Genomic DNA, 15,747 nt, shown 5'->3' with positions numbered 1-15,747 from the left:
GCATGTGCGGTTTCGTTGGCATTTTCGACACGCGCAACCGGCGTGATGTAGGTCGCGACGTGCTGCACCGGATGAACGAGGCGCAGCATCACCGCGGTCCGGACGAGGGCGATCTGCACCTCGAGCCCGGCGTCGGTCTCGGTCACCGCCGGCTGTCCATCATCGACGTGGCGAGCGGCCAGCAGCCGCTGGCCAACGAGGACGGTTCGGTCATCGTCGTGTTCAACGGCGAGATCTACAACTTCCAGTCGCTGATTCCGGAACTGACCGCGCTCGGTCACACCTTCCGCACGCGCAGCGATACCGAAGTGATCGTGCACGCCTGGGAGCAGTGGGGCGAAGCCTGCGTCGAGCGTTTCCGCGGCATGTTCGCGTTCGCCCTTTTCGATCGCAATCAGGACGTGCTTTTCCTGGCGCGCGACCGCCTCGGCGTGAAGCCGCTGTTCTATTCGCTGCTGCCCGACGGCCAGCTCATCTTCGGTTCGGAACTGAAGGCGCTGACCGCGCACGGCGGCCTGAAACTTGATCTCGATCCGCTGGCGGTCGAAGAATATTTCGCGCTTGGCTACGTCGCCGACCCGCGCACCATCTACCGCCATGCTTTCAAGCTGGAGCCGGCGCACAGCCTGCGCATCCGCCGCGGTGAAACACCGCCGGCGCCGCGCCGCTACTGGGACGTCGACTTCGGCCATGTCGAGGCGATCGACGAAGTGCAGGCCGAAGAGGAGCTGATCCGCCGGCTGCGCGAATCGGTCAGCCTGCGCATGATTTCCGAAGTGCCGCTGGGCGCCTTCCTGTCCGGTGGTGTCGATTCGTCGGCCGTGGTGGCGATGATGGCGCAGTCCTCCGACTCGCCGGTGAATACCTGTGCCATCGCCTTCGATGATCCGGCTTTCGACGAATCGAAGTTCGCCCAGCAGGTGGCCGACCGCTACCGCACCAACCACCGCGTCGAAATGGTGGCCTCCGACGATTTCGACCTGATCGATACGCTGGCCTGGCTGTACGACGAGCCTTACGCCGACAGCTCGGCGCTGCCGACCTACCGTGTGTGCCAGCTGGCGCGCAAGCACGTGACCGTGGCGCTGTCCGGCGACGGTGGCGACGAAAGCTTCGGCGGCTACCGCCGCTACCGCATGCACCTGATGGAAGAGCGTCTGCGTTCGCGACTGCCGCTGGGCGTGCGCAAGCCGCTGTTCGGCACACTGGGCCAGATCTACCCGAAGGCGGACTGGGCGCCGCGTGTGTTCCGCGCCAAGAGCACCTTCGAATCGCTGGCGCGCACCTCGGTGGAAGCCTATTTCCACTCGGTGTCCATTCTGCGCGACCCGATGCGCGCGCAGCTGTTCAGCCCGCGGATGAAGGCTGCGCTCGGCGGCTACAACGCGGTCGAGGTGTTCCACCGTCACGCTGCGCGCCATACCTCGGACGAACCGCTGTCGCTGGTGCAGTACCTCGACCTGAACACCTATCTGGTCGGCGACATCAACACCAAGGTGGACCGCGCCAGCATGGCGCACTCGCTGGAAGTGCGCGAACCGCTGATGGACCACCCGCTGGTCGAATGGCTGGCCACGCTGCCCGCTACGCTGAAGATACGCGGGCAGGAAGGCAAGTACCTGCTGAAGAAATCGCTCGAACCGCACCTGCCGCACGACATCATGTACCGGCCGAAAATGGGCTTTTCGGTGCCGCTGGCACGCTGGTTCCGCGGCCCGCTGAAACAGCGTGTGCGCGACGCCGTACTCGGCAGTCGCCTGGCCGACACCGGCTGGTTCAACCGCCCCTATCTCGAACATCTGGTCGACGCGCACCAGTCCGGCCTGCGCGACTACAGCGCGTCGCTGTGGACCCTGCTCATGTTCGACGCCTTCCTGCGCAACCAGGAAGCGTCGGCCATCCGCGCCGCCGCCTGAAAGAGACACCGATACCGATGCGCATCCTGCACGTACTGGACCACTCGATTCCGCTGCACAGCGGCTACACCTTCCGCACTGCCGCCATCCTGCGCGAACAGCGCAAGCTGGGCTGGGACACCCATCACGTCACCAGCGTCAAGCACACCGCGCCCGGCCCGCTGGTCGAAGAGGTCGATGGCCTCACCTTCCACCGCACGCCGTGGACACCGGGCCCGATGGACCGCGTGCCGGTGCTGCGCGAGCGCGCACAGATGCGCGCGCTGGAAAAGCGCCTGCTCGAGGTGGCGACCGAACTGAAGCCGGACGTGATCCATGCGCACTCGCCGGTGCTGAATGCCTTCCCGGCGCTGCTGGTCGGGCGCCGGCTCGACATCCCCGTCGTCTACGAAATCCGTGCCTTCTGGGAGGACGCCGCGGTCGATCATGGCACCACCACCGAAGGCAGCCTGCGCTACCGGGCAACGCGCGCGATGGAAACGCGCGCGGTGCATACGGTCGATGCGGTGACGACCATCTGCGAGGGCCTGCGCCGCGACCTGGTCGCGCGCGGCGTGCCGGAGTGGAAGATCACAGTCATCCCGAACGCGGTGGATATCGACAACTTCGCCTTTGGCGTGCCGGGTGATGACGGGCTGCGCGCCGAGCTCGGTCTGACCGGCAAGCGCGTGCTCGGCTTCATCGGGTCCTTCTACGCCTACGAGGGGCTGGACCTGCTGCTGCGCGCACTGCCCGCCATCCTGCAGAAGGCACCGGACGTCGCGCTGCTGCTGACCGGCGGCGGACCGCAGGAAGAGAACCTGAAGAAGCTGACGCAGGAACTCGGTCTGCAGGACCACGTGAAATTCACCGGCCGCGTGCCGCACGCGCAGGTGCAGCGCTACTACAGTCTGGTCGACGTGCTGGTCTATCCGCGCCACTCGATGCGCCTGACCGACCTGGTCACACCGCTCAAGCCGCTGGAGGCGATGGCGCAGGGGTTGCTGCTGGTCGCCTCCGACGTCGGCGGCCACAAGGAACTGATCCGCGACGGCGAGACCGGCGTGCTGTTCCGTGCCGGCGACGCCGACGATCTGGCGCGCAGCGTGTTGCGGCTGCTGGCCATGCAGGACCGCTGGCCGCAGCTGCGCGAAGCCGGGCGGCGCTATGTCGAGACCGAGCGCAACTGGACGAATTCGGTCGCGCGCTATCGCGACGTCTACGGTTCGCTGCTCGGCCAGGCCGCTGCATGACCCAGGCCGGGCCACACATCGTCGCGTTCTCGACGCTGTTCCCGAACTGTGCGCAGCCGCAGGCCGGCGTGTTCATCCGCGAGCGCATGTTCCGTGTCGGCGCCGAACTGCCGCTGACCGTGGTCGCGCCGGTGCCCTGGTTTCCGTTCCAGTCGCTGCTGCGTTTGATCCGGCCGCACTTCCGGCCGGACGTGCCGCGCGTCGAGGTGCAGCAGGGCGTGACAGTGCTGCATCCGCGCTTCCTGTCTGTGCCCGGACTGTTCAAGAATCTCGACGGCGTGCTGCTGGCGCTGGGCGCGCGCGGTGCGCTGGCACGCCTGAAGCGTGAGGGGCGTCTGGACGTGCTCGACGCCCACTTCGGCTATCCCGACGGCTATGCGGCCAGCTTGCTGGCGCGCTGGTTGCACGTGCCGTTCACGATCACGCTGCGCGGCACCGAAACCCGCCACGCACGCACGCCAGGCCTGCGCGAACGCCTGCAGGCCGCCCTCGAGCGCGCTGACCGCGTGTTCTCGGTGTCGTCCTCGCTGGCCGACATCGCCGCCGGTCTGGGCATCGCCCGCGACAAGCTGCAGGTGGTGGGCAATGGCGTCGATACGCGCAAGTTCCATCCGGTCGACCGCGCCGAGGCGCGGCGCGCGCTCGGCATTCCGGCCGACGCCACGGTGCTGATCAGCGTCGGGGGCCTGACCGAGCGCAAGGGCTTTCATCGCGTGATCGAACTGCTGCCGGCGTTGCGCCGCGAAGTGCCGAAGCTCCTGTTCCTGATCATCGGCGGCGCCAGCGCCGAAGGCGATTGGGGGCCGCAGCTCAGGCAACAGGTGCGCGAACGCGGGCTGGAGGACTGCGTGCGCTTTCTCGGCACCCTGCCGCCGGAGGCGCTCAAGCAGCCGCTGTCGGCGGCCGATGTGTTCGTACTGGCGACGCGCAATGAGGGCTGGGCCAATGTGTTTCTCGAAGCGATGGCCTGCCGGCTGCCGGTCGTGACGACCGATGTCGGCGGCAATCGCGAAGTCGTCTGCCGCGACGAACTGGGTACCGTCGTACCCTTCGGCGACGCCGCCGCGCTGCAGACCGCGCTGTCCGCCGCGCTCGCACGCGACTGGGACCGGGATGCCATCCTGGCCTACGCGCGGGACAATGAATGGGATGGACGCGTGGCCGCACTGGTCACCGCGTTCAGGGCGCTGGGCCGCAGCGGAGCGGTCGCCGCCACCAACGAAGGAGTCAGACGAGTTGGCTGAAGCATCGAAATGGGCGCATGTGCGCGAGCAGATCGAGTACCGGACCTTGCTCGCGTCCAAGTGGTGCGTGCAGCGCCTGCCGCGTGCCGCCGGCGCGCGCCGTCACGTGTTTGTCGCCGGCATGCAGCGTTCGGGCACCAATATGCTGATGGACCTGATCGAGCGCAGCATGCTGACCGACGTCTATCACGAGCGCGACCCGCGCGCCTTCGACAACTACATGATGCGCGAGCTGCCGGTGATCCGCCGGCTGGTGGAACAGTCGCGTGCGCCGCACTTCGTCATCAAGTGCCTGTGCGAACTCGACCGCCTGCCGGCGCTGATGAGCGAGTTCCAGCCGTCGAAGGCGCTGTGGATCGTGCGCGAGTACCGTGATGCGGTGAACTCGGCCCTGGTGTCCTTCGGCCGCTTCTCACAGCAGATCGACCGCATCGTGCGCGGCAAGGCCGATGGCGAGTGGTTCGCCGGCGGCATGGCCGATGACACGCTGCGTCTCGTGCGCGAGTTGTGGCGTCCGGACATGAACGAGGCGACCGCCGCCGCGCTGATCTGGTATTTCCGTAACCTGCTGTTCTTCCAGATGAAGCTGGACCGCAATCCGCGGGTGAAGCTGCTGTCCTACGAGTCGCTGGTGACGCATCCGGTCGAGGAGTGCGAAGCCGCCTTCCGCTTCATCGACCTGCCGTTCACGCCCTTCATCACGCGCAAGGTGTTCGCCAGTTCGATCAGCAAGAAGGCGCCGCCGCCGGTCGAACCGGCGGTTGCGCAGCTGTGCGACGAACTGATGGCACGCTTCGCCGCCGTGCGGGGGACGCATGCCTGATCTGCGTACCCGTCTGGTATCCGGCCTTGTCTTTCCGTTGCAGGAGCGGCTGAAGAAGCACAGCACGGTGGCCGATCGGCGTGCAATGGAGGACAGCCAGTGGTGGCCGCGCGAGCGGCTGGAAGCGCTGCGTGTGCAACGCCTGCGCGCGCTGCTGACGCATGCGGCGGCACACGTTCCTTACTACCGCGATCTGTTCGCACGTATCGGCTTCGATCCGGCTGCAGTCTCCAGCCTGACCGACCTGCAGCAGCTGCCCTTCCTCGACAAGCCGCTGATCCGCGCCCACACCGACGCATTGAAGGCGGATGATGCACGCGGGCTGGCGCGCTTCAACACCGGCGGGTCGAGCGGCGTGCCGCTCATCTTCTACATCGGCCTCGAACGCGTCAGTCGTGACGTTGCCGCCAAGTGGCGGGCCACCCGCTGGTGGGGCGTCGATATCGGTGACCCGGAAATCGTGCTGTGGGGCAGCCCGATCGAACTGGGCGCGCAGGACCGCGTGCGTCTGCTGCGCGATCGCCTGATGCGCACCCGGCTGCTGCCGGCTTTCGAAATGTCCGACGCGAAGGTGGACGGTTTCATCGACGAAATCCGTGCGCTGCGGCCGAAAATGCTGTTCGGCTACCCGTCGGCGTTTGCCCACATCGCCCGCCATGCGCAGCGGCAGGGCGTGCGCATGGACGACCTCGGCATCAAGGTGGTGTTCGTCACGTCCGAACGTCTGTACGACCACCAGCGCACGCTGATCGAACAGAGCTTCGGTGCACCGGTGGCCAACGGCTATGGCGGGCGCGACGCCGGTTTCATCGCGCACCAGTGCCCGTCTGGCTCGCTGCACATCACCGCCGAGGACGTGATCGTCGAGATCGTCGATCGCGAAGGTCGCGTGCTGCCGCCGGGAGAGTCCGGCGAGATTGTCGTCACCCATCTGGCCACCCGTGACTTCCCCTTCGTGCGCTACCGCACCGGCGACGTCGGCGTGCTGGCGGCGCCGGACGACGCGCCCTGCGCCTGCGGCCGTACGCTGCCGGTGCTGAAGGAAGTGCAGGGCCGCAGCACCGATTTCATCGTCGCCCGGGATGGCACGGTGATGCACGGCCTGGCGCTGATCTACATCGTGCGCGACATGCCCGGCGTGGCCGGCTTCCGCATCGAGCAGGAAAGCCTGGATCTCACCCGGGTCAAGGTGATGACCGAGCCCGGCTTTCCGTCCGACGGCGATGCGCGCATCCGTGCCGGTATGAAGGCGCGGCTCGGCGAATCGGTCGAGGTGGTGGTCGAGCACGTCGCGCAGATCGCGGCCGAAGGCTCGGGCAAGTTCCGCTACGTCGTCAGCAAGGTGGCTGCATGATCGAGGTGACGCGCCGTGCGTGACATCGTCGTCACCATCGCCGTATTCGGCATGTTGCCCTTCATCCTGCGTACGCCCTGGATAGGCATCCTGGTGTTCACCTGGCTCAGCCTGATGAACCCGCACCGGCTGGCCTACGGATTTTCGCTGAGCTTTCCGTTCGCGATGATCGTGGCGCTGACCACGCTGGTGGCGCTGCTGTTCTCGAAGGAGATCAAGAAGATCATCTGGACGCGCGAGAGCATCATCCTTGCGCTGTTCGTGATCTGGATGTGCATCACGACGACACAGGCGATCTACCCCGCGGACGCGCAGATCCAGCTGGACAAGGTGCTGAAGATCCAGCTGATGATTTTCGTGGCCCTGATGATCATGCGCAGTTTCGACCGCATCGAGGCCTTGCTCTGGGTGTCGGCGGCGTCGATCGGCTTCTACGGTTTCAAGGGCGGCATCTTCACCATCCTGCGCGGCGGCGTGTTTCGCGTACAGGGACCGCCCGGCACCTTCATCGGGGGCAATAACGAGATCGGTCTGGCGCTGGCAATGACCGTTCCGCTGCTCTACTTCATGCGCTCTCGTGCGTCCAATCCCTTGCTCAAGGCCTTCCTGACCACCTGGGTGGTGCTGACGGCCTTTGCCGCGATCGGCACGCAATCGCGTGGCGCAATGCTGGGCATGGCATCGATGACCGTCTTCATCTGGCTGAACAGTCGAAAGAAGATACAAACCGCCATCCTGCTCGCACTGACCGGCTACGCGATCGCCAACTTCATGCCGCAGTCCTGGTACGACCGCATGAGTACCATCGAGACGCACGAAGAGGACAAGTCCGCACAGGGGCGCGTCAATGCCTGGTGGACCAGCTTCAACATGGCGAATGACCGCATCTTCGGCGGCGGTTTCGAATGCTGGAAGCGTCAGGTGTTCGCGATGTACGCGCCCGATCCGACAAACGTGCGCGATGTGCACAGCGTCGTGTTCGAAGTGCTCGGCGAACACGGATACATCGGGCTCGGCCTGTTCTTCGCCCTCGGCCTGTGCACCTGGCTCAGCGCAGGCTGGAGCGCCCGCCGGGCGCGCAAGATGCCCGACATCGCATGGGTGGCGGACATGATGCGGATGGTGCAGGTGAGCCTCATCGCCTATGCGACTGCGGGCCTCTTCCTCGGCTTGGCCTATTTCGATTACTACTACACGCTCATCGTGATCGTCGTCGCCACGACCTGGCTGATCCGACGGCGTATCGAGGGCCTGCCGGACGCCGACTGGGCTCGCGCGCGGCCGGCCGGTCTGTTCGCGGGCGGCCGCATTCCACGACTGTGGCCCTGGAAGCCCAGACCGCAACCGGCCCAAACCGGCGCTCCGGGGTGAGAACGGGAGACCTGGTATGGATTTGAAGGAGGCTTGGCGCACCCTGCGCCGACGTCTGAACAGACGCGCGATCGGCGAAGCGCAGCTGATGAAGCGCTATCAGAAAGTGCACAGTCGTCCATTCGACCCGGCGCACGTCGAGCGCTTCACCGAAAAGGTGCTGCAGCGAATGCTCGTCGTGAACAGGCGTGGCAATGCACTTTACTCGCGCCTCAGCGACAAGTACGCGGTGCGCGACTATGTGCGCGAGAAGGTTGGCGAAGCGCATCTGGTCGATCTGATCTGGTCGGGCACCGACCCCCGGCGCATTCCTTTCGACCGACTGCCGCCGAAGTGCGTCATCAAGACGAACAATGGCTCCGGCGGCAACATCCTGATCGACGGCGCATTCGACCGCGACGAGATCGTCGCGCGGCTGACGGAGTGGCTGGGCAAGGACTACTACTGGATCGACCACGAATATCACTACGCGAAAATCAAGCCCCGCGTCGTGATTGAGGCCTATCTCGACGACGGCCAGGAGAACGGCCCCCTGGACTACAAGCTGTGGTGTTTCGACGGCGTGCCGCAGCTCGTGCAGGTCGACGACTGCCGGCACGGCATCAACGCCTTCTACGATCGCGACTGGACATTGCTGCCCTTCCGCTACCGCGACAACCAGAAGGATTTCGACATGCCGCGTCCGGCCAATCTCGACCGGCTGCTCGAAGTCGGTGCCCGTCTGTCCGAAGGCTTCGATTTCGTCCGCGTCGATCTGTACAACGTGCACGGACAGGTCTATTTCGGCGAAATGACCTTCACGCCCTTGGGCGGCCGCATGCGCTTCCGCCCGGACGAATGGGACCTGACCGTCGGGCGCTTCTGGCAACAGGCGAACTGATCAGCGTCGCAGTATCAGCGTCTCACTATCAGCGTTTAAGGTCGTGCGTATGCTCGACCGTCTGCCGCATCACCGCCGCCCACGAGAAATCCCGATGTGCCCGCGTTTCCGCGCGGGCGGCGCAGGCCGCGCCGAAGCCGGTCGTCGGATCGAGCAGCCTGAACAGCGCTTCGGTCACCGCGGGCAGTGAATTGCCGTCGCAGCGCAGTCCGGTTTCGCCGTCGAGCACGGCCGAGCCGGTGCCGCCGGCCATGCCGGTCAGCGAGGTACGGCCGCAGGCTGCCGCCTCGATATAGACCATGCCGAAACCTTCGGTGTCGGCGCCGATGTCGCGGTTGGGCATCGCGAACAGATCGCTGGCCGCGTACCACAGCGGCAGATCGTCGGCGCTGACGCCGCCGAGCAGGTGGATGCGTTCCGGCATTTCCGATGCGGCACGGATGCCGGCCAGGTACTCGGCGTCCTCACCCTTGCCGATCACCGCGTGGTGCACGTCCAGCCCGCGGCGCACCAGTTCCGGCACCGACTGCATCACGTAGTCGAAACCCTTGCGCCGCGACAGCCGGCCGACCGACAGGATGAGCTTGGCCTCCGGCTTCAGGCCGAGCGAGGCGCGCAGCTTTGAGCCATCCAGCCCTGGGCGGAAGCGTTCGGTGTCCACGCCCGGATTGATGATGACCACACGTTCCGGCTGCACGCCCATGTCGAGCAGCAGGCCGCGCGTGAATTCGCTGTTGGCGATCACGAGCTGTGCGCCGCAATACGCCTCGCGCATCGCCTTGACCCGGCGCGGCTGGCGCCACGTCGTGATTTCCTCGCCGTGCGCGTAGATGACCACGGGCAGGCGCAGCAACCGGCCGGCGCGCACGGCAACCAGGCCTTCGGGCAGCACGCGGCCGGCATGGATCTGGGTCACCGGGTGGCGCCAGCCCACGCTCAGCGTCTTCACGAAGAATTCGAGATAGACCGGCAGCGATTCCGGACGCAGCCAGGGATAGCGCTTGAGCCCGAGACGATGGATGGTGTTCGGGCTGGCGCGGTCGTGCTCTTCGGCACCCGGCACGTCGGCGGTCAGGATGTGCGTGCCGGCGCCGCCCATGCGGCGGTACACCTCGTCGAACCACACCGCCGTCCCGCCCTTGGTGGGCTGGAACAGTTCGGTGATGACCAGGAATCGGGCGTCGGGCGTGTTCATCGCCTCACCCGTCCAGTCGCGCATTCGGATGCGCGGCCAGCCAGTGTTCGAGCATCATCAGCACCCAGATCATCACGCCATAGTAGGAGGCGTGTTCGCTGCGGTGGCGCTCCAGCAGATGCTTGACGAATGCGGGCTGCACGACGCCGCGCTGCGCCAGCGCGTCCAGCGCCTCGTGCGCCATGCGGCTGAGCTGCGGGTCCTGCTGCATCCACAGACCGAAGGGCAGGCCGAAGCCGTGCTTGGACTTGGTGATCGTCGCCTGCGGCAGGAAGTCCTTCAGCGCGTCCTTGAAGAACCAGCGCAGCTGGCCATCGCGCACCTTGTAGTCGGCCGGCAGCATGGCCGAGAAGTCCATCAGCCGCTCGTCGAGCAGCGGGTAATGCACCTCGATGTCGGCCAGTTCGCACATGCGCGACACCTTGCGCAGGTCGCTGTCGGCCAGCGTCTGCTTCAGGTCCAGATGCATCATGCGGTTGACCATGGCCTGCGACCGTGTGCGGCCGTACACCTCGCGCGCGATCGCGCGCGGGTGGTCCGGGTCGATGCCGCGCAGCAGCCGCTCGGGCAGGATGCGCGACGCGCCCTCGCGTTCGACGTGATTGAACACCTCCATCCGGTCCGGCAGCGGAATGCTCGCGCGCTGCACGTAGTTGCGGCCCTTGCGCAGCACGCCGACCGCCAGTGCATCGGGCAGATGGCCGAGCACGCCATTCAGTAGCGCGCGCAGCGGCGCCGGCACACGGCCGTAGCGCTCGAACACTTCCTGATCGGCATAGCGCGCGTTCCCGCCGAAGATCTCGTCGCCGCCGTCGCCGGCCAGCATCAGCGTGCGGCCGTCGGCGCGCGCCATGCGGGCGCAGAAGTAGGTCGGCACCGCCGAGGCGTTGCCGAAGGGTTCGTCGTAGATGGCTGCGATCTTCGGGATCGCTTCGGCCACATCGGCCGGGGTGACGTAGTACTCGTGGGCGGTGCAGCCGAAATGACCGGCGGCGATGCGCGCGAACTCCATTTCGTCGAAGCCGTCTGCGTCGAAGCCGATGGAATAGGTGTCGGGGCCGCGACCGGTCACACGGGCCATCATGCCGGCGACGGTCGAGCTGTCGGTGCCGCCGCTGAGGAAGGCGCCGACGCTGTCGCGGGTGGTCGCGTCACGCACCGACGATTCGAGCAGCTCGCGGAACTGCGCCGCGTAGCGGGCATAGTCGTCGGGCGTATCGTCGGCGTAGGGCATGCTCCAGTAGAAGCCGGTGCGCAGTGCGCCGTCGCGCAGATGCACGTATTGCGCCGGCAGCAGCTTGAATACGTCGCGGTAGATGGTGGCCGGTGCCGGCACCATGTGGCAGTAGAGGTAGTCGTACAGCGACTGCGGATCGATCGCCGGGCGCACCGCCGGGTGCGCGGTCACCGCGTCGGTGGTCGCGCCGAACACCAGCGTACTGCCGCGCAGCGCGTAGCACAGTTCCTGCGCGCCGACGCGATCGATGGCGAGCAGCGCCTCGTGCTTCGCGCCGTCGACCAGGGCGATCGAGAAGCGTCCGTGCAGCGATTCGAGCAATGCCGGGCCGCGCTCGCGCCAGGCCTGCAGCAGCGACTGCGCCATGCCGGTGTGTGCGGCGCGCGCGGCCAGGTCGGCGTCCGCCCACGACGGCTTGCCGGCCAGTGCCAGCAGCAGGTCGCCGTCCTTGCACACTTCCGTATCGCCGGGGCGGGCGCGTACCGCCACCGCGGCGCGGCCACCGAGACGGAACTGCACGCCCGCCTCGGACAGGCCGCCCAGCCGCTCGGCCATGCTGCCGATCAGCCCGGTGCGATCGTCGAGTGGTGCATTGGGCGGATTCGGGCCGTCAAGCCAGCCGCATATCTTGCTCATCGTTCTTCCTTTTCAGTGCGGACGCACTCGCTGGTGCCCCTTGCGCGGTACGTCTTCATCGTTGTCCTCCAACCAGGCGGTCGTACAGCCGGCTGTATCCCTGTGCGACGCTGTGCAGCGAGAACTGCTCCTCGGCGATGCGCCGGCCGTTCTCGCCCAGCGCGCGTCCGGCCGGTGACAGGCCGCTGCACACGGCCAGTGCCAGCGCCTGCGGATCGTCCGGCGAATACGTATAGCCGGTGCGGCCATGCTGCACCAGATCGCGGGTGCCGCTGACGTCGGCCGCGACGCAGGGCAGACCGCTGGCCATCGCTTCCAGCACCACGTTGGGCAGGCCTTCGCGGTGCGAGGGCAGCACCAGCAGATCGGCTGCGCGCAGATAGCGCTCGACGTCGGCACTGCGCGGCCGCAGCATGAAACGCTGGGGCGCCTGCCTGCCGAGTAGGTTTAGACGGGCGATCAGTTCGCCGTTCGGGTCCTCGCGACTCTGCGGGCCGACGGCGACCAGCAGGGCGCCGGTACCGAAGGCGTCCTGGTGCACCCACTGTGTGGCCAGCCATTCGATATTCTTGCGCGCGTCCATTACACCGGCGTACAGCGCCACCGGCACGTCGGCCGGCAGTCCGAGTTCGCTGCGCAGCGCCGCGCGGGCGTCGGCGTCGGCGGGGTGAAAGAGCGCGGTATCGACACCATTCGGCAGATAGTGGATGCGTTCGGCCGGCAGTCCGCAGTCGTTGAACTCGCGCACCAGATCGCGGCTGATCGCGACGCAGGCGTCGACCTGCCGTAGCAGCGCACGGTGCAGCCGACCGCTCAGCGTGCGGCCGATGTCGTGCAGGTCGTCGTTGGCCAGGCTGGCCTTGACGATGGACTTCAGACCGGCGGCGCGTGCCAGCGGCCCGACGATGGCGTTCGTGTAATAGGCGCCATGGCTGTGCAGCACGTCGAAGTCGTGACGGCGCCGCCAGACATAGGCGCACAGATTGGCCCACAGCCGCAGTTCGCGATGCTTGGCACCGCGTCCGGCGTAAAGACGCGTGACCGGAAAGCCATCCACCGTGTCGTGCTCGGGCAGATCGCGCCAGCGCACCGTCACGAATTCGACATGATGGCCGAGCCTTCGCAACTGCCGCGCCAGCATCAGCGCCTGCTGCGCAGCGCCACTGAACTCGGGCGGGAAATAGGTCGAGTACATGAGCACGCGCAGCGGCCGCGCCGCGGCGAGGCCGACGGGCGTGAGGTCCTGCTGGGACGGTGTGCTCGATGCGCTGTGCAGGCTCATGCGGGCCAGGGGCGGTCGGGTGCGTAATGGGCGCCTACTGTAGCCGAGCCTGCGCCCCGGCGACGAGGGAAGATGCCGCACTGCAGGGTGTTCGCCCGGTCAGCTGTCGTGCCGCGCCCGCCACGCCGCGAGGTTGATCAGCCCCCATACGCGGTGGGCAGCACGCGTGTCTCCGGCGATGAAGCGATCGCGCCAGCGGAGCACTTCCGCCGGATCGAGACCGCTACGCTCGATGGCGGCAGCGTCGCCGAGATGGCGTCGCACCAGGCGATGGTCGTGGACGCGCAACAGCGCGACGAGGTCGATATTGAAGCCGCGCTTCGGTGTATCCCAGATCGCTTCGGGTACGTGCCGCGCCAGCAGGTCGCGCAGCAGGCGCTTCTCGCGTCCGGCCTGCCAGCACCACGCTTCCGGCATCGCCTGCAGCAGGCGGCTGACGTCGGCGGCGCCAAAAGGGTGCTCGATGCGCAAGCCGGTCGCCAGCGCGGCCTGACGGATGCGGTCGTCCGGCTGCGCCTCGCCCTGCAGCACCGACAGGCGCTTCAGATGCGAACGGCCGGCCAGCGCCGCGTGCTCACGATAGAAGCGGGTGCCGGACAGATCGGCTGCGCGGCCGGTCAGGCGGGCGATGTCGGTGGCGTTGAAGCCGTTCCAGCGGATGAACAGGTCCTGCGCCACGTCGAAGCGGAACATTCGCGCGTAGCCGCCGATCAGCGGCAGTGCCTGCAAGGTGCCGGCGATGGCGCGGCGCAGCGGCGCCGGGACGCGAGCCACGTGATCATGGGCGATGCGCCGCCAGCGCGCCGGCATCAGGCCGGCCAGCGCCTCGGCACCGGTGCCGTCGAGCGCGCGGTCGGACTGCTGCACGCACGCTTCGTACAGCAGCCGCGTCGGCATGCCGGCGGGGTCGCAGTAGGGCTGTTCGGCATGCGCGTGCGCCCGCTCGAACACGGCTTCGAGCGCGTCGAGATCGGGGCGCAGCACATGGTGACGCAGGCCGAGGTGGGCGGCGATGCGCGCGGCGGTGGCGGATTCGTCCAGTGCCGCGTCGTCGAAGCCGACCGACCACGCTTCGATCGCGTGACCGCCGTGTTTCGCCAGCGCACACAGCAGGGCCGAATCGACGCCGCCGCTGAGGAAGGCGGACGGCGCGTGCGCGCCGTCCAGGCGGCGCGCGATGGCGGCCAGCAGGCGGTCATGGACTTCGTCGCAGGCGGCACGATAGTCCGTCGGCAAGGGCGGCGCTGCCGCATGCGGCAGCGCACGCACGCCGCCTCTGTCGAACAGCAGGGCGGCGCCGGCTTCGAGCGCGTAGACGCCGTCATGGATGGTGTTCGGTGCAGCGATGTCGAGGAAGCGCAGGAATTCGTCGAGCCCGCGTGCCGAGATGCCGGGCCGGCTCGGCAACTGCGCGAGCAGGGTGTCGAGACCGGTGGCGAAATGCAGGCAGCCCTGCGCGTCGCGGTGCCAGAACAGCGACACCGAGCCAGCCGGGTCGCGCGCCAGCAGCAGGCGGTGTTGTGCGCTGTCGCAGGCGGCCAGCGCGTAGCGGCCATCGGCGTCCGGCGCGACGCCGTCACGAAGCGGGTCGTTCAGCGTTTCGCCGCAGAACAGCTCGCCGGCGAGATGCAGATCAGCCGCTGCCGCTGGCGGCCGGAACCATCCCGGCGACAGCGTCAGGTGGCCGTTGCGCGGATCGAAACGTCCGTGCGCCGTCGCGTTCATGTCGATACCGCTCGGAGCCACTGACGCAGCGCGCTCATCGGGTGACCGGCGGACAGGGATTGCCGCGCCAGCGAGCGCAGTTCGCGCCGGCGAAGCGCGTCGATGCGCGCCGCGAGGTGCTGCGCCTCGGGCCACTGCGCGAGGCGGCCAAGCACGTCGATGTAGGCGCGCTGCATCGCCGAGGTGTCGCGCGACAGATTGCTGTCATGACGGCGGCGCAGCAGCGCCAGGCCCGGATGCCACAGCAGCGGGAAACGCGCGGCGCAGCGCAGCCACAGGTCGAGATCCTCGACCAGCGCGAGCGAGCTGTCGAAACCGCCGAGTGCTTCGAAGGCGTGGCGCCGCATCACGACGCTGCCGGTGGTGACGAAGTCGGCGTCGAGCAGCTTTTCGAGCGGATCGATCACCCGCGCCGCATCGCCGAAGAAGGTGGCGTCCAGATCGCCTTGCTCGAACAGCGTCCGTGCGTGCGGCCGAGTCGTGCCGTCGCCAGCGTCGTCGAACTGGCGGCAGTCGCCGAACACCATCGCCGCGTCGGGCGTCGCCTCCAGCAGCGCGAGCCGCGCCGGCAGACTGTCGGCCGGCCACAGATCGTCGGCGTCGAGGAAGGCGATGAATTCGCCGCGGCCCGCAGCGACGCCGGCATTGCGCGCGGCGGCGGGGCCGGGCGCCGGGCTGTCGATGACGTGCGCGCCGGTCGCGCGGGCGATGTCCGCGGTGTCGTCGCTGCAGTGGTTGGCGACGACGACGATGTCCGGTGCCGGCGAGAGCGGCTGGGACTGCACGCTGACGACCGCGTCGGCGATCCAGCGGGCCGCGTTGTGCGCCGGGATGACGACGCTCAGCATCGCT

The 15,747-nt window shown here is 67.6% G+C and carries 12 protein-coding genes; 7 read left to right on the top strand and 5 right to left on the bottom strand.

Annotation, left to right across the window (positions count from 1 at the left end; all coding sequences use genetic code 11):
* Positions 1-2: 2 nt before the first annotated feature.
* The 7 genes from AC51BJ_RS17220 to AC51BJ_RS17190 all read left to right on the top strand — a co-directional run bounded on the left by AC51BJ_RS17220 (position 3) and on the right by AC51BJ_RS17190 (position 8,820).
* Complete coding sequence (locus AC51BJ_RS17220; RefSeq protein ID WP_496281057.1) at positions 3-1,916, top strand: XrtA/PEP-CTERM system amidotransferase; 1,914 nt, start codon at positions 3-5, stop codon at positions 1,914-1,916.
* 17 nt (positions 1,917-1,933) lie between these two features.
* Positions 1,934-3,148: a TIGR04063 family PEP-CTERM/XrtA system glycosyltransferase gene (locus tag AC51BJ_RS17215; protein ID WP_496281056.1), complete on the top strand. Its 1,215-nt coding sequence runs from the start codon at positions 1,934-1,936 to the stop codon at positions 3,146-3,148.
* A complete protein-coding gene (locus AC51BJ_RS17210) occupies positions 3,145-4,392 on the top strand; it encodes a glycosyltransferase (RefSeq protein WP_496281055.1) in 1,248 nt (415 codons plus the stop codon). The genes AC51BJ_RS17215 and AC51BJ_RS17210 overlap by 4 nt, the downstream gene beginning before the upstream one ends.
* Positions 4,385-5,215, top strand: a complete 831-nt coding sequence (locus tag AC51BJ_RS17205) for a sulfotransferase domain-containing protein (protein ID WP_496281054.1) — start codon at positions 4,385-4,387, stop codon at positions 5,213-5,215. The genes AC51BJ_RS17210 and AC51BJ_RS17205 overlap by 8 nt, the downstream gene beginning before the upstream one ends.
* Positions 5,208-6,569, top strand: coding sequence for a phenylacetate--CoA ligase family protein (locus tag AC51BJ_RS17200; RefSeq protein WP_496281053.1), 1,362 nt, complete (start codon positions 5,208-5,210; stop codon positions 6,567-6,569). The genes AC51BJ_RS17205 and AC51BJ_RS17200 overlap by 8 nt, the downstream gene beginning before the upstream one ends.
* Before the next feature lie 15 nt (positions 6,570-6,584).
* On the top strand, positions 6,585-7,940 hold the full coding sequence (locus AC51BJ_RS17195) for a putative O-glycosylation ligase, exosortase A system-associated (protein ID WP_430435166.1): 1,356 nt from the start codon (positions 6,585-6,587) through the stop codon (positions 7,938-7,940).
* 88 nt (positions 7,941-8,028) lie between these two features.
* Positions 8,029-8,820 carry an ATP-grasp fold amidoligase family protein gene (locus tag AC51BJ_RS17190; protein WP_496281052.1) on the top strand — a complete coding sequence of 264 codons (792 nt, stop codon included), beginning with the start codon at positions 8,029-8,031 and terminating at the stop codon, positions 8,818-8,820.
* Positions 8,821-8,848: 28 nt separating this feature from the next.
* Here the strand turns inward: AC51BJ_RS17190 and AC51BJ_RS17185 are convergent, their stop codons facing one another.
* The 5 genes from AC51BJ_RS17185 to AC51BJ_RS17165 form a co-directional block, all read right to left on the bottom strand.
* Complete coding sequence (locus AC51BJ_RS17185; RefSeq protein WP_496281051.1) at positions 8,849-10,039, bottom strand: glycosyltransferase family 4 protein; 1,191 nt, start codon at positions 10,037-10,039, stop codon at positions 8,849-8,851.
* Positions 10,020-11,888, bottom strand: coding sequence for an asparagine synthetase B family protein (locus AC51BJ_RS17180; RefSeq protein WP_496281050.1), 1,869 nt, complete (start codon positions 11,886-11,888; stop codon positions 10,020-10,022). The genes AC51BJ_RS17185 and AC51BJ_RS17180 overlap by 20 nt, the downstream gene beginning before the upstream one ends.
* A gap of 55 nt (positions 11,889-11,943) precedes the next feature.
* The gene (locus AC51BJ_RS17175; RefSeq protein WP_496281049.1) at positions 11,944-13,170 is read right to left on the bottom strand and encodes a glycosyltransferase family 4 protein; all 1,227 of its coding nucleotides are present in this window, start codon (positions 13,168-13,170) and stop codon (positions 11,944-11,946) included.
* 99 nt (positions 13,171-13,269) lie between these two features.
* Positions 13,270-14,895 carry an asparagine synthetase B family protein gene (locus AC51BJ_RS17170; RefSeq protein ID WP_496281048.1) on the bottom strand — a complete coding sequence of 542 codons (1,626 nt, stop codon included), beginning with the start codon at positions 14,893-14,895 and terminating at the stop codon, positions 13,270-13,272.
* Entirely contained in the window at positions 14,892-15,743 is an 852-nt protein-coding gene (locus AC51BJ_RS17165; protein WP_496281047.1) for a glycosyltransferase family 2 protein, read from the bottom strand. The genes AC51BJ_RS17170 and AC51BJ_RS17165 overlap by 4 nt, the downstream gene beginning before the upstream one ends.
* Positions 15,744-15,747 lie beyond the last annotated feature (4 nt).

Source organism: Methyloversatilis sp. S146-33, from assembly GCF_059552495.1.
Note: the sequence above shows the minus strand (reverse complement) of the source record. Positions and strands in the feature narration are given on the sequence as shown.